An 18,871-nucleotide genomic window follows, 5' to 3' on the forward strand; every position below is an offset into this window, starting at 1 on the left:
CCCGGAGAAATCCATGGCGAACGATTTGCCGCCTGACGCCCTGACCGACGCCGGCCCTAGGGAACGCGCTGCTCGGGAGGGGTGGCGGAGGGAGGTACGGGGGCGGGCAGCACGGCATCGGCAGGCGGGGATGCGCCCGGCGCCGACTGGTTGCGCGGCTCGCCGTCGCCCATCGCGAAGGACTGGGCCGTGTTGGAGACGGCCTTGATCCCCAGATACGCCGTGGTCATGCTGCTCACCGCGGTGAACGCGGATGCCAGCACCCCGACCATCACCGCCTTGTCCCCGTCCAGCCGCCACACCCCGAACAGCGCCACCCCGACGATCGCGAGATTGCTGAACACCACGGCGATCAGCCCGAACCGAGCCCGATCCCGCTCCAGCGCAAGAGCCCCGGCGGTCCCGGCCATATCCCGCTTCATCGTCCCCTGCCCCACACGCGTCAGCCGGCGCCCTGAGTCACCGATCAGCCCAGAAGGTAGCGGCGGGCGGAGACGCTGCCAAGCGGAACGCACACGACAAAGGCCCCGTCCGTCTGGACGGGGCCTTTGGAAGGTGGCTGGGGCCGGGATCGAACCGGCGACCTATCGCTTTTCAGGCGATCGCTCGTACCAACTGAGCTACCCAGCCACGAGGTTCCCTGAAAAGGAACCTCAGCGGTCCTGACGGGATTTGAACCCGCGGCCTCCACCTTGACAGGGTGGCGAGCACTCCAAGCTGCTCCACAGGACCATGCTGTTGCGTGTGACAGTCTCGCACACGGAGTTGCGTGTTCCCAACGCGATTGTTTTCTCGTGGGGAGTGACGCTGCGACCTTCGATTCGCACTGGCCGGCGGCCGATGTCGCTGGAAAAGCGTATCAGACCACGGGGTGTGCCCCGCCTCATGCGAGAAGGGGTCCAGGCCCACCTGGTTCACGGTGACGTGGCTCCACTTGTCGAGTGTGAGGCGGTTCCTCCACCAGGGTGCTGGGGTTGTAGCCGGCCATCGCCGCGGCTGCGTAGAGGGCGGCGGGGGGCGTTGTCGCTGTGCCAGTTGTTCGCTCATGGGCAGCACGAGACGGGGAGCACGTCAAAGGCGATCGGCCCGAGGAATCCTCGGGCCGATCACCTTTGTCGTTCAGCTGAAAGCCAGTACCCCCAACGGGATTCGAACCCGTGCTACCGCCTTGAAAGGGCGGCGTCCTAGGCCGCTAGACGATGAGGGCTCTCGGCTCGCCTGGGCGTCTCGCGACGCGTCAGGGGACGTGAGGAGCATATGGGATCCCGGGAGGGATCGCCAAAACAGTTTACGGGGTGGAGGGGGACGAGGACCCCGGGGAAGACGAGGACGGCGGGGTGGGAACGGACGGAGCCGGGGACGACGGGACGGCGCCCGGCTTGTTGTCGGCCGGGAGGTGGCGGGAGACCTCGGCGGTCGTCTCGCCCAGGCCGCCGAGTTTGATCGCGTCCCAGGCCTGGAGGCGGCGGGTGTCCCGGTCGAAGTAGAGGATCGAGGCCTCGATGGGGGCCGGGTACTTGTGTTCGAGGGCGCGCAGGCCGCTGCCGCCGGTGGAGCCCTCCATACGCAGCCGGGTGCCGTACTTGAGGATCTCGTCGCCCTCGTGGTGCAGGTGTCCGCACAGGACGAGCGGCACCTCGCCGTCCGTCCCGCGGGCGGCCGAGGGTTCGTGGGCGACGGCCACGTCGACGGGTGTGCCGGCGGCCTTCTGGTCGTGCAGGGCCGCGGCGAGGCGGGCGCCCGCGAGTTCCTCCGAGGCGTCGGCGCCCTCCGCGTTCGAGCGGTCGGGCGTGAACTGCGGGTCGCCGATGCCGGCGAAGCGCAGGCCGGCGACGGTCTCGGCGTGGCCGTTGTCGAGGACGTGGACGTTCTTCATGCGTTCCAGGTAGCGCTGGGTGGCCCGGGAGTCGTGGTTGCCGCGGACCCAGACGTAGGGCGCGCCGAGGTCGGCGATGGGGTCGAGGAAGCCGTTCTCGGCGGCGGTGCCGTGGTCCATGGTGTCGCCGGAGTCGACGATGACGTCGACCTTGTACTGGTCCACGAGCGAGGCGATGATCTTCCAGCTCGCCGGGTTGAGGTGGATGTCGGACACGTGCAGGACGCGGATCGAGGTCGGGTCGGGCTGGTAGGCCGGGAGCGTGGACGTGACGTCGTAGAGCTTGGTCACGTTCGTCACCAGGCGGGCCAACTCCTTCTGGTAGACGTCGAATTCGGTGACGATGTTGCGCGCGTTGCCGACCAGGGAGGGCGCCGAGGAGAGCAGGCCGGAGTACTTGGGCTCCAGGATGGATTCGGAGTTCCAGGTCGCGTACGCCGAGACGCCGCTGGCCAGCAGGAGGGCGAGGGCGGTGGTGCCGGCGGCGAGGGCGCGGCCGGGGCGGCGGTAGACCGCGAGGCTGAGGGCGGTGGCGCCGGAGACGACGGCGACGGCGGAGCGGACGGCGAGGTCGAGGGTGCCGTGTTCGACGTCGTGGGCGACCTCGTCCTGGAGGCCGGAGAGGCGTTCGGGGTGGTCGACGAGGGCCTGGGCGCGGACCGGGTCGAGCTGGTCGACGTTGACGTCGAGGCGGACGGGGGCGTTGTGGCTGTTGAGCTGGAGGGCGCCGAGCGGGGAGATGTTGATCTTTGTGCCGCCGGTGAGGGAGGGACGCAGGGTCATCGTGGTGTTCATGGGGCCGACGGGGACGCGGACGTTGCCGACGACGAGCAGTCCCAGCCAGGCGCCGAGGAGGACGACGGCGACGAGGCCGAGGGCGCGGACCCAGGGGTGGGTCTGGGGGACGAGTGCGGTGGTGGGCTGCGGACGGCGGGCCCGGTGACTGCGGGCGAGGGTGCGCGGAACCCTTCGTAGCCGGTGCAGGGCGGACAGTACGGCGGCGGGGACGCGGACCATTGGTCCCGTATGCCCAAGTGCGCGGTCGGATATGCGGGTGGGTCCATGTCTCTCGTACGGGCGTCCGGTGGCTGACAATGGGCGTGTGCTGGAGATGACGCGCGAGGAGTTCGAGGAACTGGTCGCCGAGTCGCTGGACCGGATCCCGCCGGAGCTGACGCGGCTGATGGACAACGTGGCGGTGTTCGTCGAGGACGAGCCGCCGAAGGAGGATCCCGAGCTGCTCGGGCTCTACGAGGGGACTCCGCTGACGGATCGGGGTGAGTGGTACGCCGGTGTCCTGCCGGACCGGATCACGATCTACCGCGGGCCGACGCTCAGGATGTGCGAGACGCGGGAGGAGGTCGTGGCGGAGACCGAGGTGACGGTGGTGCACGAGATCGCCCATCACTTCGGGATCGACGACGCGCGATTGCACGCTCTGGGCTACGGGTGAGCGCGGTGCGTGTCCTCTTGTGGGCGGCGGGAGTTGGGGAGGTTGACTCCCTTTCCCCGCTCGGAGGTGGCTGCCCGTGCGCGCCTTGTACGTACCCGTTCGTCTCGCGGTCACGGTCGTGGCCGTCGCCGCTGTGGCCGGCTGTATGAGCGTGGGGGACGACGGTGAGGGCGGGAGCGCGAAGCCGTCGCACTCCGCGGGGCGGCACGGCGCTGAGGCGCCGGACGGGGGTACCGAGCTGTCGGGCGGCGGTTCCGGGCTCGGACCGGCCGGAGACGCCAAGCACGGGGGCAAGAAGGGCCACGGGAAGCCGGGGGAGTCGGCGAGTCCGTCCGCGTCGCCGTCGGCGGACGCGAGCGCGTCGGCTCCCGCGAACGGCGGCCCGGGGAAGACGCAGAAGCCGGGCGCTCCGGCGCCGACGAAGGCGCAGCCCACCCCCACGCAGTCCGAGCAGCCCCCGCCCCCGCCCGCCTCACCGGAGCCGCCCGCCTCCCCCGAGCCCCCGCCGCCGTCCGCCGAGCCCTCGTCGTCGGCGCACCCGGAGGCGGGTCCGCAGCTGGCGGACCGGGAGCCGGCCCCCACGGCGGGTACACCGGCGTAGACCTGCGGCCCCGGCGGATGTGAGCTACGTCAAGTCAGGCTGACTTCGTTTGCCGTCGGGGGTGCAGGGTGCGTATGGTGGTAGATCGTTTGATCCCATTGCCCGGCGCCACTGCAGAGCGCGCCGTGTGGCGCGTACTCTCCCTTGCCGTGGCGGACCGCATTGAGGCGGTCGATAGCGAATCACGGAGTTGACGGGCGCGTGCCGACGGATACTCCGGAAGGTTTCGCATTCGCATGTCCATTTCCAGTACTGATCACGTCGTCATGCCCGAGAACGAGGGCGACGAGACGACCGTGGACGCCGCCGTGGAGGCGCCCGAGGTGACCTTCGCGTCGCTCGGTCTCCCCGAGGGCGTCGTGCGCAAGCTCGCGCAGAACGGCGTGACGGTCCCCTTCCCGATCCAGGCGGCGACCATCCCGGACGCCCTGGCCGGCAAGGACATCCTCGGCCGTGGCCGCACCGGCTCCGGCAAGACCCTCTCCTTCGGTCTGCCGGCGCTGGCTCAGCTGGCCGGCGGCCGCACCGAGAAGCACAAGCCGCGCGCCGTCATCCTCACCCCGACCCGTGAGCTCGCGATGCAGGTCGCGGACGCGCTGCAGCCCTACGGCGACGTGCTCGGCCTCAAGATGAAGGTCGTCTGCGGCGGTACGTCGATGGGCAACCAGATCTACGCCCTGGAGCGCGGCGTCGACGTCCTCGTCGCCACCCCGGGCCGCCTGCGCGACATCATCAACCGCGGCGCCTGCTCGCTGGAGAACATCCAGATCGCCGTCATCGACGAGGCCGACCAGATGTCCGACCTGGGCTTCCTGCCCGAGGTCACCGAGCTGCTCGACCAGGTCCCGGCCGGCGGCCAGCGCATGCTGTTCTCGGCCACGATGGAGAACGAGATCTCCACGCTGGTCAAGCGCTACCTGACCGACGAGGTCACGCACGAGGTCGACAGCGCGCAGGGCAACGTCACGACGATGTCCCACCACATCCTCATCGTGAAGCCCAAGGACAAGGCGCCGGTCACCGCCGCGATCGCCTCCCGCAAGGGCCGCACGATCATCTTCGTCCGCACCCAGCTGGGCGCCGACCGCATCGCCGAGCAGCTGCGCGAGTCCGGCGTGAAGGCCGACGCGCTGCACGGCGGCATGACGCAGGGCGCCCGTACGCGGACGCTGGCGGACTTCAAGGACGGCTACGTCAACGCGCTCGTCGCGACCGACGTCGCCGCCCGCGGTATCCACGTCGACGGCATCGACCTGGTCCTGAACGTGGACCCGGCCGGCGACCACAAGGACTACCTGCACCGTGCGGGGCGTACCGCTCGCGCGGGCCGCACCGGCACCGTCGTGTCCCTCTCCCTGCCGCACCAGCGGCGGCAGATCTTCCGGCAGATGGAGGACGCGGGCGTCGACGCCGGCCGTCACATCATCAACTCCGGTACGGCCTTCGAGCCCGAGGTCGCCGAGATCACCGGCGCCCGTTCGATGACCGAGGTCCAGGCCCAGTCGGCGGGCGACGCCGCGCAGCAGGCCGAGCGCGAGGTCGCCCAGCTCACCAAGGAGCTGGAGCGGGCCACGCGCCGCGCGTCCGAGCTGCGCGAGGAGTCCGACCGACTGATCGCCCGCGCCGCCCGTGAGCGGGGCGACGACCCGGAGGCCGCGGTGGCCAAGGCGGCGGCGGTGGTCGAGGCAGCGGCGGCGCAGGCCGTCGTCGAGACGCCGGCGCGCGAGGAGTCCTCTTCGTACGAGCGTCCGCGTCAGCAGCGTGACGAGCGCGGCAACTACGAGCGCCGTGACCGTCGTGACGACCGCCCGTCGGGTGGCTTCCGTCGCGACGACCGTGGTGGCAACGACCGTGGTGGCCGTTCCTTCGAGCGTCGTGACGACCGCCCCTCGGGTGGCTTCCGCCGTGACGACCGTGGTGGCAACGACCGTGGTGGCCGTTCCTTCGAGCGTCGTGACGACCGCCCGTCCGGTGGCTTCCGTCGCGACGACCGTGGTGGCAACGACCGTGGTGGCCGTTCCTTCGAGCGCCGTGACGACCGTCCCTCCGGCGGCTTCAACAGCGACCGCCGTGAAGGCGACCGTGGTGGCCGTTCCTTCGAGCGCCGTGACGAGCGTCCCTCGGGTTCGGGCGGCTTCCGCCGGGACAACGACCGTCGGGACAACGACCGTGGCGGCTTCCGCCGTGACGACCGCCCCGCGACCGGTCACCGGGGCAGCGACCGCCCGTTCAACCGTGACCGCCAGGGCGACCGCCCCGGCTTCCGCGCCGGCGGCCACGACCGCCCGGGCCACCGCGGCACCACCGGCACGGGTACCGGCACCGGTTCCTTCGGCCGCCGCGACGACAAGCCGCGCTGGAAGCGCAACGGCTGACGGCGAGTAGCCGACGCCGGTTGAATTGAGGCCGGTTGAACTGAGACCGGTTGAACTGAGACCGGTTGATTTGAGGAAGGGCCCGTACGACTTCGGTCGTACGGGCCCTATCCTTTTGCTCTTCTGACTTTCTTTGACGTTCTATGACTGTCCTGGGGGGACACTTGACCCGGCCTGCCCGGATCGCGCTCACACTTGCGGCTCTGACCGCTCTGGGCGCCGGTTCGCTGACCACCGCGGGCCCGGCGGCCGCGGACACCACGCCCGCACTCGTCCGGACCGACGGCGTATGGGGCATCGACCTCGCGGGGGGCGTGCTCACCACGGTCGAGGTGGCCCCGAGCGGCTACCAGTTCGTGCTCAACCGGCCGGTCTCCGCGGACGGTTCGACGGTGGGCGCGTACGAGTCCCGTGGCTATGTGGACGCGTTCGCCGCCGACGTGCACGTGCAGCGGGTGCCCTGCGACGCCGGCTCCTGCGTGCCGCTGCGGGGGACCGGGAACGGCGATGTCGGCTACTTCTTCGTCGAGGGCGGCAAGGAGTACGCGCAGGTCCATCTGAGCCCGACGACCTACCACTCGGCCGAGGAACCCGGCGTGACCGGCGGCCGGTTCGTGGACGGCACCGGCCGCTACTTCGTCTACGACGCCGCCTCGACCGGCAAGCAGTACGTCGACTCGACCCAGCCGTACCAGAGCCAGGACGTGCGCAGGACGCGCGCGATCACCGCCGCCTCCGTGTGGGGAACGCGCCTGTACACGCCGGGTTCCGGGGCCGGCACGGTCACCGCGTACGACCTGGAGCAGAAGAAGACCGTCGAGACGCTCGCCACGGGCGCGCCCTGCACGGTCAAGGAGCTGCAGGTGGTGGGCCGTTGGGTCTACTGGAACTGCGGTGCCACCGGCGCGGCGGGGGTCTACGACCGTACGGCGAAGAAGAAGATCACCGTGCCGTCCGGGCCCGCGCTCGTCGGCGACGGCTATCTGGTCCGGCACGACCGCACCGCCGGGAAGCTGCTGCTCACCGACTTCCACACCGGTACGGCCGCGGCAGTGCGGGAGATCGCCGACCTGGCCGCCGGGAACACCGCCGACCAGCGGCGGCAGACCTGGTCCGTTGACAAGTTCGGCGGGGACATCGCGTACGTGGACGCCGACCACGATGTGCACGTCGTGCAGAGCGGGGTGCCGTCGCAGCCGCTGGCGGCGATCGAGTCCGAGGTGGCCGGCGACTACGTACACGCCAAGGACCTTTTCTGGAACAGCACTTGGCAGCTCAGCAAGCCCGCCGCCTGGACCCTCACGGTGAAGGACCACCTGGGCCGGGCCGTGCACACCCAGACCGGTACGGGCGCGGCGGTCGACGCCGAGTGGACCGGGAAGACGGACGCGGGGACGTACGCGTACAACGGCGCCTACACCTGGACCCTGACCGCCAAGGCCACCGAGGGCAGCGGCTCGTACACGACCTCGGGCGCCTTCGGGCTCAACGGCGGCCTGCAGGGCTTCCACGACCAGGCCGGCTACAGCTACGGCGAACTGGTCACCCTCAACTCCGCGGGCGGCCTGACCCTGCAGTACACCAAGGGCAAGGGCACCTTCGACTTCAAGGACTCCGCGTCCGGCTGGCCGGCCGGGACGGTGGCCGTGCCGTTCGGCGACATGGGCGGCGACCGGTGCGCCGAGATGCTGGTCCGGATGCCGAACGGCGAACTGCGCCGCTACGCGGGCAAGTGCGGGGGGTCGTACGCACCGTCGAGCGGCCACACCTCGCTGGGCACCGGCTGGAACGCGTACAACGTCCTCACCGCCCCTGGCGACCTGACCGGCGACGGCCGAACCGATCTGCTGGCCCGCAAGACCTCGACCGGCGACGTCTATCTCTTCGCCAACAACGGTGCGGGGAAGCTGAAGGCGGGCGTGAAGATCCGGACCTGGTCGACGTACAAGAAGATCGTGGGCGCCGGTGACCTGAACGGCGACGGTTTCGGGGACGTCCTGGCGCTGGACAAGTCGGGCACGCTCTGGCGGTACGACGGCACCGGGGCGGGTCAGGTGAAGGAGCGGGTGAAGGTCTTCTCCGGCTGGGGGGCGACGTACAACGCGGTCGTCGGCGTCGGCGACATCACCGGGGACGGCAAGAACGACCTGGTCGTGCGGGACACGGCGGGCAATCTGTACCGCCAGACCGGCACCGGGAAGGGGTCGTTCGCGGCGCGGGTGAAGATCGCGACGGGGTGGAAGGGCTACAAGGGTCTTTTCTAGAGGGCCACTTTCTAGCCAAGTTGTGACGTGTGTCACGCCCCCGGTGTGGGAATTGCTGGGGGCATGACAGAAGACGCCATAGCGAGTGGGCACTCGGGCCAAACGGACTCAGGTCTTTCGGACGAGGAACGGCTTGCCCAGCTCGGCTACACGCAGGTTCTCGCCCGCCGGATGTCGGCGTTCTCCAACTACGCGGTGTCCTTCACGATCATCTCGGTCCTGTCGGGCTGTCTGACGCTGTACCTGTTCGGCATGAACACGGGCGGCCCGGCGGTGATCACCTGGGGCTGGGTGGCCGTGGGCCTGATGACCCTCTTCGTCGGCCTGTCGATGGCCGAGATCTGTTCGGCGTATCCGACGTCGGCGGGCCTGTACTTCTGGGCGCACCGGCTCGCGCCACCCCGCACCGCGGCCGCCTGGGCGTGGTTCACGGGCTGGTTCAACGTGCTGGGTCAGGTCGCGGTGACCGCCGGCATCGACTTCGGCGCCGCGTCCTTCCTGGGCGCGTACCTGAACCTCCAGTTCGACTTCGAGGTCACGCCGGGCCGGACGGTCCTGCTCTTCGCGGGCATCCTGATCCTCCACGGCCTCCTCAACACCTTCGGCGTCCGCATCGTCGCCATCCTCAACAGTGTCAGCGTGTGGTGGCACGTGCTGGGTGTCGGCCTCATCGTCGGCGCGCTGGCCTTCGTACCGGACCACCACCAGTCCACGTCCTTCGTCTTCACGCAGTTCGTGAACAACACGGGCTGGGGCAGCGGGGTGTACGTGGTCCTGCTCGGCCTGCTGATGGCGCAGTACACCTTCACCGGCTACGACGCGTCGGCCCACATGACGGAGGAGACGCACGACGCGTCCACGGCGGGCCCGAAGGGCATCGTCCGCTCGATCTGGACGTCGTGGATAGCGGGCTTCGTCCTCCTGCTGGGCTTCACCTACGCGATCCAGAACTACGACAAGGAGCTCGGCTCCGCGACGGGTGCGCCGCCGGCCCAGATCCTGCTGGACGCGCTGGGCGCGACGGCGGGCAAGCTGCTCCTGCTGGTGGTCATCGGGGCGCAGTTGTTCTGCGGGATGGCCTCGGTGACGGCCAACAGCCGTATGATCTACGCCTTTTCACGCGACGGCGCGCTGCCGTTCTCGCGGGTCTGGCACACGGTGAGCCCGCGGACGCGGACGCCGGTGGCGGCGGTGTGGCTGGCGGCGGGCGGCGCGCTGGTCCTGGGCCTGCCGTACCTGATCAACGTCACGGCGTACGCGGCGGTGACCTCCATCGCCGTCATCGGCCTCTACATCGCGTATGTCGTCCCTACCCTGTTGCGGCTGCGCAAAGGCGAGGACTTCCAGCGGGGGCCGTGGCATCTGGGACGTTGGTCGCGGGTCATCGGGGTGGTGTCGGTGGTGTGGGTCGCCGTCATCACGATCCTCTTCATGCTTCCGCAGGTGTCGCCGGTCACCTGGGAGACCTTCAACTACGCGCCGGTCGCTGTGCTGGTGGTGCTCGGGTTCGCGTGGGGGTGGTGGCAGGTCTCGGCCCGGCACTGGTTCTTGAATCCGGACCATGAGCGGACGGCGGCGCGGGTGGCGGCTCGGGGCGGGGGGTCTGTGGGGAAGGCGGATTCGTAGGGGGGAGCCGGGACGGGGCGGGCTTCGGCCGGTCCTGTGTCCGTTCTCTGTCGGTCTTCTGGCGATCTGTCGCCGATCTTCCGCGCCGACGCGGCCGTGTCTCCGATACCCGATCGGAGACGCGGCCGGGTCCGGCTATGCTCGGGGAGGCAACATCGCCTGGGCCCTTAGCTCAATTGGCAGAGCAGTGGACTTTTAATCCATTGGTTGTGGGTTCGAGTCCCACAGGGCCTACCGGTGGTGGGCGGGGACATAACCTCTGACCTGCTGTGCGGCGCCTGATTCGACTTCGGTCGGGTCGGGCGCCGCTTCGTTTTCCGCACCGCGAAGGGGGCGGCCAGGACCGGTGGTGCCTGACGTTCTCACCGGTGCCAGGCCGGTGGGCGTTTCTCGGTGAACGCGTGGGCGCCTTCGGCCGCGGCGGCGGTGGTGGCGGTGGTGGCGAAGACGGGTGTACCGAGGGGGTCCTGGACGGTGCAGGCGGTGTGGTCGTCGAGACCGCGGGTGTCCTGGACGATCCGCTTCGTGACGTGGACGGCGTCGCGGGAACGGGCCTGGACACGGTCGGCCGGCGCAAGGGCCGCGTGAAGGGCTCCGCCTTCGCCGGTGAGCCGCGCGGTGACCGTCTCCCTCACCACCACGACCGCCCCGCCGGACCTCGTCGCCCTCAACCGCGCGACCGGCGCTCTCCTCGACCACGCCCTCTGCGCCAAGCCCAGCAAGCCCAGCAAGCCCGGCAAGCCCACCAAGGCCTCGGCGACGAGCTAGTTGTCGCGCTGCTCGGCCGGCCTGGTGATCCGCATCGCCGTCCACGACCGATTCCGCTTGAACGGCAGTTCGAAGAAGCGCGCGAACAGCCATCCCGTCGCCAGCGACGCCGGCACGCTCAGCAGGACCGTGAGGGCGAAGGTCGGCAGGCCGGGTGAGACGACCCGCGGAGCGATCTCGCGGACGGCGATCATGACGATCGGCAGGTGGATGAGGTAGAGGCTGTACGAGATGTCGCCGAGGCTGCGGATCGCGCGGGTGGACAGCAGGCGCATGAGGGAGACAGGGCGGCCCGTGGCGACCGCGACGAGCAGCAGCGTCATGGCGGGGGCCGCGGCCAGGTCCACCCAGAAGTAGTGGCTCACCGTCCAGGTCGAGCCCTTGACGGCTACAACGCCCAGCAGCGGTACGGCGGCCAGGGCGGCGAGCCAGTGCCACGGCAGCCGCCGGATCCGCTCCCGCGCGACGACGATTCCGGCACCGACCAGGCCGGCCACGAAGACCGGGGCGAGGTTCGGGGTCAGCCAGTTCATGCCCTCGACCGGGTTCGCGTTCGCCGCCAGCAGGCCGCGGGCGATCGCCAGCAGGGTCACGCCCGTCACCAGGACGACCGCGCCCAGGCGCCGCCGGATGAACAGGAGCACGGGGAAGACCAGGTAGAGCTCCGCCTCCACCGCGATCGACCAGAACGCCCCGTTCGGGGTCGGTGCCGCGGCCACGTCCTGGGCCAACAGGCCGTAGACCACGACCGTCTTGAGGGTCGGCGGGCCGAAGTGCGAGGCGGGGACGATGAAGTAGGCGACCGCCAGACTCAGTACGAGGGCCGCCCAGTACGGCGGCAGGATGCGCCAGGCGCGGCGGCTCAGGAAACGGGCGGTGCCGCCTGGGTGCCAGCCGTTGCGGGCGGCGGAGATCGCCAGGGAGAAGCCGGACAGGACGAGGAAGAAGACGACGGCGAGGCGGCCGTACATGAGCCAACCCAGCCAGGACGGACCCGAGTTGCGCGGGAAGCCGGGGAAGGCCAGCAGCCAGCAGTGGAACAGGACCACGTAGAGGGCGGCCAGGCCGCGCAGACCGTCCAGGCCCGGTACGTGGCGGGGGACCCGTACTTCTGCCGTGTCCTCCCGCTCCCGTGCCGGGACTACGGGTGAGTCGAGCGTGCTGACGGATCGGCTCGGTTCCGGTGAGATCGCTGGGCCCCCTTCGTTCGGCACCGAACCCTCGGCTCGGCGCCACCCACAGTGACTGATACGTCGCAATTGGGCGAGGAGTTCAATGGGCGCGTACGGCGGTTTCGGGGGTCGCACGAGAGCTTGCCGCCACGAGGGTCAGGGGCGCCGTGGTCAGGAGGGTTCCCGCCAGGGGTTTCCACCAGCCCAAATGGTGTAGCCCGCTACACCGCGCCCCCCACCCCCGTCGCTTAGCGTTGCCCCATGGGGAAATCGATGCGGCAGGCCGCCCGGGCCACAGGGCATCTCTTCCTCGCTGCGTTCATGGCGTTCGGCCTGTGGATATTCATCACGGTGCTGCTCATCACGGCCGTCGGCACGCTCGCGGTGGTCGGGGCGTGGTTGCTGCCGGAGACGGTGCTGCTCATCCGGCGGATCGCCGGGGCCAAGCGGGGGATGACGGCCGCGTGGACCGGGCAGCGGATCCCTGAGGCGTATCAGCCGATCACCGGGACCGTGCGGGAGCGGATTCGGGCGGCTGTCCGCGACCCGGGGACTCTCACGGACATGCGCTGGATGGTCGCCGACTACTTCTACGGTGCCCTGTTCTTCCTCGCGCTGCCGCTGTGGCCGGTCGGGCTGGTCGTCGACGGGGTGTGGTGCGGGCTGCTGCGGCGGACACCGGTCGTGTTGCCGTTGATCGTTCGGATCGCGGATCTGGAGGCCGACTGGTCGACCGCCCTGCTCAAGCCGTCGCCGAAGGCCCAACTCGCCGCCCGGGTGGAGGAGTTGGCCGCCACTCGCGCCGACGCCATCGCCGCGCACGGCGCCGAACTGCGCCGTATCGAACGCGATCTGCACGACGGCGCCCAGGCCAACCTGGTCGCCCTGTCCATGCGCATCGGCCTCGCCAAACGCGCCTACGACCGTGACCCCGACACCGCGCGCAAGCTGCTGGACGAGGCGCAGGCGCAGGCCGAGCAGGCGCTGACCGACCTGCGGAACGTCGTCCGCGGCATCCACCCGCCGATCCTGACCGACCGCGGCCTGGTCGGCGCGGTGCGTGCGCTGGCCGCGGGCAGCGGGCTGCGGGTGACCGTGGAGGTGGAGCGGCTGGAGGACGACGGGGTGCGGGCGCCGGCCGCCGTCGAGGCCGCCGCCTACTTCGTCGTCGCCGAGGCGCTCACCAACGCCGCCAAGTACAGCGGCTCGCCCCGGGCCTCGGTCCAACTCGCCCGGATGAAGCGCGGGTTGCGGGTGCGCGTGGCCGACGAGGGGAGCGGCGGCGCCGACGAGACGAGCGGCTCGGGGCTGCTCGGCATGCGCCGGCGGGTCGCCGCGCTCGACGGGACCGTGGAGTTGTCCAGCCCGGTCGGCGGACCCACCGTGATCGAGGTCCGGCTGCCCTGCGTGTGGTGACGTTGGGAGGAAGGGCGGAAGGGCGGGCTCAGCCCGCGCTGAGCTCCGTCAACTGGCCCAGCGGCAGCGTGTGGTGGGTCTGCAGGACCTTCGCGCGCAGGTAGCGGACGTTGTGCGGGGTGGTGAAGACGCCGGTGGGGACGCGGTCGCGGACGGAGATGCCGAGAGAACGCAACTGGTCGGCCTTGTCAGGGTTGTTGGACAGCAGGTCCAGCTCGCTGATCCCCAGGGACTGGAGCATCTGGGCCGCCGCCGTGTAGTCGCGGGCGTCCTCGGGCAGACCGAGGGCGGCGTTCGCCTCGTACGTGTCCAGGCCCTGGTCCTGAAGGGCGTACGCGTCGAGCTTGTTGTAGAGGCCGATGCCCCGGCCCTCCTGGCGCAGGTAGAGCAGGACCCCGCCGCGGTCGGCTATGCGCTCCACCGCCTCGCGCAGCTGCGGGCCGCAGTCGCAGCGGGCCGAGCCGAAGACGTCACCGGTCAGGCACTCGGAGTGCAGGCGCACCAACGGCGTTGCTCCGGGGGCCGGTTGACCCAGGACGACCGCTACGTGTTCCTGGCCGTCGGTCAGGCCGTGGAAGGTGACCAGTTCGGCGTCGACGCTGTAGCCGTCGTGGAAGCGCAGCGGGACCCGGACGCGGGAGCGCGGCGTTGCGGCAGGGAAGTCAGTCATGCGGGTTCTCCCGGTCCGGTGGACGAATGCCGATCTGTTTCAAAACTGAAGCAGATCCATGGTCACGGACCCTACCTCATGCTTGAAATTTGAAGCAACAGATTTGTGGGACGGGTCACGTACAGGGCGAGGACGAGGACGAGCGGCGGCGCCATGGGACGTCCTCCCGCGTGGCTGCCTCGGTCCCGTCACCCTCCAGCGCCCGCATGATGCCCGTGCTGATCTCCTCCAGCTGACCCACCTGTTCCGGGGTGAGATGGTCGAAGACGGCGGCCCGGACCGTCTCGACGTGCCCGGGAGCGGTCCGCTCCAGGGTCGCCATACCGGCGTCGGTGAGCACCGCGGTGCTGCCCCGCTTGTCGGACGGGCACCCCTCGCGCCGTACCAGACCGTCCTTCTCCAGCCGGGTCACCGCGTACGTCAGCCGGCTCCGGGTGATCTTCGACTTCTCGGCGAGGTCGGTCATCCGCAGCCGGTGGTCCGGTACGTCGGAGAGGTTGGCCAGGATGGAGTAGTACAGGTGAGGCATGCCGGCGTCCTGCTGGAGCTGCCGGTCGATCGCGTCCTCCAGGAGGTGCGTCGCGGCGATGTACGCGCGCCATGCGCGCTGCTCCTCGGGAGTGAGCCAGCGAGTCGTCATGGGACCAGTGTAGGTTTGTTTCAAACTTGAACCAAGCCCCGCCTCGTGTACCGAGCCCCGCCTCGTAGAGAGAGCGCGTCGATGCCCCACCCGTTCGTCCTGCTGTCCGCCGCCGTCTCCCTCGACGGCTACCTCGACGACACCGGCCCCGAGCGCCTCCTGCTCTCGTCCCCGGCCGACTTCGACCGGGTCGACGAGGTACGGGCGTCCGTCGACGCGATCCTGGTCGGCGCCGGCACGATCCGCGCCGACAACCCCCGCCTGCTGGTGAACTCGCCCGGGCGCCGCGCCGCCCGCGTGGCCTCGGGCCGTCCGGAGTACCCCCTCAAGGTCACGGTCAGCGGCACCGGCGAACTCGACCCGGCCGCCAACTTCTGGCACACGGGCGCCGAGAAGCTCCTCTACACGACCGACAAGGGCGCCGACCACGCCCACACCCTCGGCCTCGCCACCGACGTCGTCCCACTGGGCCCCGACCTGGACTGGCGCCGACTCCTGACCCACCTCCACGAGGTACGGGGCATCGACCGCCTCATGGTCGAGGGCGGCGGCACGATCCACACCCAGCTCCTCCAGCAGGGCCTCGCGGACGAAATCCACCTGGTCCTGTCCCCCTTGTTCGTGGGCACCCCGACCGCGCCCCGCCTCTTCGGCCCGGGCCCCTATCCGCCCGGCCGCCTCCGCCTCCTCGAAACCCGGCAGATCGAGGACGTGGTCCTCATGCGCTACGAGCCCACCGCCCCCGGCACCGGCCCCCTCCCCGCAGCCGCCGACCACCACTGGCTCCGCCTCGCCTGCGAACTGGCCACCCACTGCCCGCCCTCCCGCACCGCCTTCAGCGTCGGCGCGGTCGTGGTCGCCGCCGACGGCACGGAACTGTCCCGCGGCCACTCCCGCGAGGCCGACGACCCGGTGGTCCACGCGGAGGAAGCGGCCCTGGCCAAGCTCGCCCCCGCCGACCCCCGCCTCGCCTCCGCCACGATCTACAGCAGCCTCGAACCCTGCGCCCACCGCGCCTCCCGCCCCAAGCCCTGCGCCCGGCTCATCCTCGACGCGGGCGTACGGCGTGTGGTGACGGCTTGGAGGGAGCCGGACACGTTCGTGGAGGGGGCGGACGGGAACGGGTTGCTGGCGGCGGAGGGTGTCGAGGTGGTCGTGCTCCCGGAGTACGAGGAGCGGGCGAAGGCACCCAACGGCCACCTCCTCGGCTGACCTCTGCGCCGGCGCCCTTTCGGTCCGATCGGCCCAACAGATCCTGCGCCCACCTCCCCGAAGGGTCACTCTGCGAGTGACCCGGACGGACATACGCGGAGGTACTGGTGGCAGTGAGGTCAGTTCGAAGAAGAGTCGCGGCGCTGGTGATCGCGCCCCTGCTCGCCGTCACCGTCGCCTCGTGCGGCACCGCCGACACCGGTACGCGCACCATGGCCCGCGCCCTGCCCCCGGACGCCACGTTCACGCACCCCGGCGTACTCGTCAGCAAGGCGCAGCTGGACACCGTACGAAAGAACGTGACCGCCGGGAAGCAGCCGTGGCTGGAGGCGTTCCTGGACATGCGGGACAGCAAGTACGGGTCGTACAAGTACCGGCCGGAGCCGTACGAGAACGTCGACTGTCCCTGGGGCGGCAAGGTCGCGCACGGGTGTGTCGAGGAGCGGCAGGACGCGATCGCCGCGTACACGCAGGCGCTGCTGTACAGCGTGACCGGCAAGCAACAGCACGCGCTGAAGGCGCGGGAGATCATGGACGCCTGGTCGGCGAGGATCAAGCGGCACTCCGAGGAGGACGCGGGGCTGCAGACCGCGTGGGCCGGGTCGACGTGGGCGCGGGCGGCGGAGATCGTGCGGTACGCGCCGGGCGCGGGGTGGCCGGCGGACCGGGTCGCGCGGTTCGAGAAGATGCTGCGTACGGCGTATCAGCCGCTCGTCACCGAGAAGCTTCCCGACTACAACGGCAACTGGGACCTCGCGATGACCGACGCGGCGATCGGCATCGCCGTCTTCACCAACGACCACAAGGCCTTCGACGCCGCCCTCGCCCGGTTCCGCGACCGCGTGCCCGCCTACTTCTACCTGGAGAAGGACGGCAAGGTGCCGCTCACTCCGGCCGGCTCGACCATGAACACGCCGCAGAAGCTGACGACGTACTGGTTCAAGCAGGGGACGTACAAGGACGGCGTCGCGCAGGAGACCTGCCGCAACTTCAAGCACGTCGGCTACTCGCTCGCCGCCACCGCGCACATCGCCGAGACGGCCTGGCACCAGGGCGTCGACCTGTACGGCGAGGTCAAGGACCGGCTGAAGGCGGCCCTCGCCTTCCACGCCCGCTACCAGCTGGGCGAGAACCCGCCCGCCTGGCTGTGCGGCGGCAAGGTCGACCGGAACATGGGCCCCGACCTGGAGGTCGCCCTCAACCACCTGGAGGACCGGCTCCACGTCTCCGTCCCGGCCGCCCACAAGCTGGCCGAGGAGACCCGCCCGGCCGGGACCGACGATCTCTTCGTCTCCTGGGAGACCCTGACCCACGCCGGAAACCCGGCGGCCTGACCAGCCTGGTAACTCCTGCCCCGCGAATGGCGTACAGTAGTGAACACAACGGCGCGGGGTGGAGCAGCTCGGTAGCTCGCTGGGCTCATAACCCAGAGGTCGCAGGTTCAAATCCTGTCCCCGCTACTAAAGGCTCAGGGCCTGAATCCAGTCACTGGATTCAGGCCCTGAGTGTTTTCCCGGTTCTCCCTCTCCGGGTTTCCCCCGTTCCCCGATCGGCCCACCCGGCTCGCCCCCGGCCCCCGCTCCCGGAAACCTGGGACCGTGGACCAGGAGGGGCCGATCTCGTACGCGCGCACCTTCGCCCGCATGCTGCCGGTGCTGCTGCTCGTGGTCGGGGCGTTCTACGACTACTTCACGCCGTCGGAGTTCACCGCGGCGCCCCTGTTCACCGCCACCCCGCTGGTCGCCGCCCCGCTCTACTCGCGCCGGGGGACCGTCCTCATGGGCCTCGCGACCGTGGCGGTCGTCCTCGTGGTCCACGCCAGGCTCGGCATCCTCACGCACATCGACGCGATCACCGAGCTGGTCACCGTGGTGACCGTCGCCGTGCTGGCCGTGCTCATCAACCTCCTCGTCCGCCGCGGCCGGGAGGAACTCGCCTCGCAGCGCGAGATCGCCGAGGCCGCCCAGCGGGCCGTGCTGCCCCAACCGGCCGAGCGGATCGGCGGGTTCGGCATCGCGGCCCGCTACGAGGCGGCGCAGGCGGACGCGTTCATCGGCGGTGACCTGTACGCCGTGCAGGACACCCCGCACGGCGTGCGGCTGGTGGTGGGGGACGTGCGCGGCAAGGGGATGGGCGCGGTGGCGGCCGTCGCCGTGGTGATCGGGGCGTTCCGGGAGGCCGCCGAGCAGGAGGCGACGCTGGAGGCGGTCGCGCAGCGCCTGGAGCGGGCGCTCGCGCGCGAGGGCACCCGGCGCGAGGGGCTCGACGTGATCGAGGGGTTCACCACCGCCGTACTCGCCGAACTCCCGCACGGGGACGGGACGGTACGGATTCTCAACCGTGGGCATCCGCCGCCGTTGCTCCTTGGCGCGGACGGCTCGGTGCGCACGCTGCACGCGCGTGTGCCCGCGCTGCCGCTGGGGATGGGGGAGTTGGGGGCCTGGCCGGACCGGGCCGAGGAGTGCGGGTTCGCGAGCGGGGCCACGCTGCTGCTGTACACCGACGGGCTGTCCGAGGCGCGGGACGCGCGCGGGCGGTTCTTCGATCCGGCGGTCTGGCTCGGCGGGCGGGTGTTCGGGGCGCCCGCGCAGTTGCTCGCGGCGCTCGCCGAGGAGGTGCGGCGGTACACCGGGGACGGCACGAAGGACGACATGGCGCTGCTCGCCGTACGCCGTCCTTGATCGTTGTCACGGTCGGTGAACGGGTGGGCGCCCTCCGCACAACAGCTGACATGCCGTCAACACCCGGGTGCATTCCCGGCCGTGGTCAACTCGCCCGTTTTTCGCCGGTCGTGGCCC

Annotated in this window: 16 protein-coding genes and 5 tRNA genes; 12 read left to right on the forward strand and 9 right to left on the reverse strand. The window is 70.5% G+C overall.

The window, feature by feature from the left end; genetic code table 11:
* Positions 1-56: 56 nt before the first annotated feature.
* The 5 genes from M2283_RS12600 to M2283_RS12620 form a co-directional block, all read right to left on the reverse strand.
* Complete coding sequence (locus M2283_RS12600; RefSeq protein WP_280876210.1) at positions 57-410, reverse strand: hypothetical protein; 354 nt, start codon at positions 408-410, stop codon at positions 57-59.
* Between the two features lie 146 nt (positions 411-556).
* A tRNA-Phe gene (locus M2283_RS12605) sits at positions 557-630 on the reverse strand.
* A gap of 27 nt (positions 631-657) precedes the next feature.
* A tRNA-Asp gene (locus tag M2283_RS12610) sits at positions 658-732 on the reverse strand.
* 402 nt (positions 733-1,134) lie between these two features.
* Positions 1,135-1,207, reverse strand: a tRNA-Glu gene (locus M2283_RS12615).
* An 81-nt stretch (positions 1,208-1,288) separates the two neighbouring features.
* Positions 1,289-2,893 (reverse strand): metallophosphoesterase family protein, encoded by a 1,605-nt coding sequence (locus tag M2283_RS12620; RefSeq protein ID WP_280876211.1) that lies wholly within the window; start codon positions 2,891-2,893, stop codon positions 1,289-1,291.
* Between the two features lie 85 nt (positions 2,894-2,978).
* Here M2283_RS12620 and M2283_RS12625 point away from each other — a divergent pair, with 85 nt between their 5' ends.
* The 6 genes from M2283_RS12625 (at position 2,979) to M2283_RS12650 (ending at position 10,429) form a co-directional block, all read left to right on the forward strand.
* Entirely contained in the window at positions 2,979-3,329 is a 351-nt protein-coding gene (locus M2283_RS12625; RefSeq protein ID WP_280876212.1) for a metallopeptidase family protein, read from the forward strand.
* 76 nt (positions 3,330-3,405) lie between these two features.
* Positions 3,406-3,930: a hypothetical protein gene (locus M2283_RS12630; RefSeq protein WP_280876213.1), complete on the forward strand. Its 525-nt coding sequence runs from the start codon at positions 3,406-3,408 to the stop codon at positions 3,928-3,930.
* Between the two features lie 236 nt (positions 3,931-4,166).
* Complete coding sequence (locus M2283_RS12635) at positions 4,167-6,305, forward strand: DEAD/DEAH box helicase (protein ID WP_280876214.1); 2,139 nt, start codon at positions 4,167-4,169, stop codon at positions 6,303-6,305.
* Between the two features lie 164 nt (positions 6,306-6,469).
* On the forward strand, positions 6,470-8,569 hold the full coding sequence (locus M2283_RS12640) for an FG-GAP repeat domain-containing protein (RefSeq protein WP_280876215.1): 2,100 nt from the start codon (positions 6,470-6,472) through the stop codon (positions 8,567-8,569).
* 63 nt (positions 8,570-8,632) lie between these two features.
* Positions 8,633-10,195 carry an amino acid permease gene (locus M2283_RS12645; protein WP_280876216.1) on the forward strand — a complete coding sequence of 521 codons (1,563 nt, stop codon included), beginning with the start codon at positions 8,633-8,635 and terminating at the stop codon, positions 10,193-10,195.
* Positions 10,196-10,356: 161 nt separating this feature from the next.
* Positions 10,357-10,429 (forward strand) — tRNA-Lys (locus M2283_RS12650).
* A 128-nt stretch (positions 10,430-10,557) separates the two neighbouring features.
* Here M2283_RS12650 and M2283_RS12655 read toward each other — a convergent pair.
* Positions 10,558-10,830, reverse strand: coding sequence for a hypothetical protein (locus M2283_RS12655; RefSeq protein ID WP_280876217.1), 273 nt, complete (start codon positions 10,828-10,830; stop codon positions 10,558-10,560).
* Between M2283_RS12655 and M2283_RS12660 the strand changes: the two genes are divergently transcribed.
* Positions 10,814-10,963 carry a hypothetical protein gene (locus M2283_RS12660; protein WP_280876218.1) on the forward strand — a complete coding sequence of 50 codons (150 nt, stop codon included), beginning with the start codon at positions 10,814-10,816 and terminating at the stop codon, positions 10,961-10,963. The genes M2283_RS12655 and M2283_RS12660 overlap by 17 nt on opposite strands.
* On the opposite strand, the gene M2283_RS12665 is transcribed toward M2283_RS12660, so the two are convergent.
* Positions 10,960-12,177 (reverse strand): acyltransferase family protein, encoded by a 1,218-nt coding sequence (locus tag M2283_RS12665; protein ID WP_280876219.1) that lies wholly within the window; start codon positions 12,175-12,177, stop codon positions 10,960-10,962. The two genes, M2283_RS12660 and M2283_RS12665, sit on opposite strands and share 4 nt — an antisense overlap.
* 219 nt (positions 12,178-12,396) lie before the next feature.
* On the opposite strand from M2283_RS12665, the gene M2283_RS12670 reads away from it, so the two are divergent.
* Positions 12,397-13,551, forward strand: coding sequence for a sensor histidine kinase (locus tag M2283_RS12670; RefSeq protein WP_280876220.1), 1,155 nt, complete (start codon positions 12,397-12,399; stop codon positions 13,549-13,551).
* A gap of 28 nt (positions 13,552-13,579) precedes the next feature.
* Here M2283_RS12670 and M2283_RS12675 read toward each other — a convergent pair whose 3' ends face one another.
* Together M2283_RS12675 and M2283_RS12680 are read right to left on the reverse strand one after the other, a co-directional pair.
* Positions 13,580-14,221: a GTP cyclohydrolase II gene (locus M2283_RS12675; RefSeq protein WP_280876221.1), complete on the reverse strand. Its 642-nt coding sequence runs from the start codon at positions 14,219-14,221 to the stop codon at positions 13,580-13,582.
* 115 nt (positions 14,222-14,336) lie between these two features.
* The gene (locus tag M2283_RS12680; RefSeq protein WP_280876222.1) at positions 14,337-14,861 is read right to left on the reverse strand and encodes a MarR family winged helix-turn-helix transcriptional regulator; all 525 of its coding nucleotides are present in this window, start codon (positions 14,859-14,861) and stop codon (positions 14,337-14,339) included.
* Between the two features lie 81 nt (positions 14,862-14,942).
* Between M2283_RS12680 and M2283_RS12685 the strand changes: the two genes are divergently transcribed.
* The 4 genes from M2283_RS12685 to M2283_RS12700 all read left to right on the forward strand — a co-directional run bounded on the left by M2283_RS12685 (position 14,943) and on the right by M2283_RS12700 (position 18,754).
* Entirely contained in the window at positions 14,943-16,073 is a 1,131-nt protein-coding gene (locus M2283_RS12685) for a dihydrofolate reductase family protein (protein WP_280876223.1), read from the forward strand.
* 212 nt (positions 16,074-16,285) lie between these two features.
* Complete coding sequence (locus M2283_RS12690) at positions 16,286-17,407, forward strand: alginate lyase family protein (protein ID WP_280876282.1); 1,122 nt, start codon at positions 16,286-16,288, stop codon at positions 17,405-17,407.
* A 52-nt stretch (positions 17,408-17,459) separates the two neighbouring features.
* A tRNA-Met gene (locus M2283_RS12695) sits at positions 17,460-17,533 on the forward strand.
* A 138-nt stretch (positions 17,534-17,671) separates the two neighbouring features.
* Entirely contained in the window at positions 17,672-18,754 is a 1,083-nt protein-coding gene (locus tag M2283_RS12700; RefSeq protein WP_432423059.1) for a PP2C family protein-serine/threonine phosphatase, read from the forward strand.
* The last annotated feature ends 117 nt before the right edge of the window (positions 18,755-18,871 follow it).

Origin of the sequence: Streptomyces pseudovenezuelae (genome assembly GCF_029892565.1) — a bacterium.
Taxonomy (GTDB): domain Bacteria; phylum Actinomycetota; class Actinomycetes; order Streptomycetales; family Streptomycetaceae; genus Streptomyces; species Streptomyces pseudovenezuelae_A.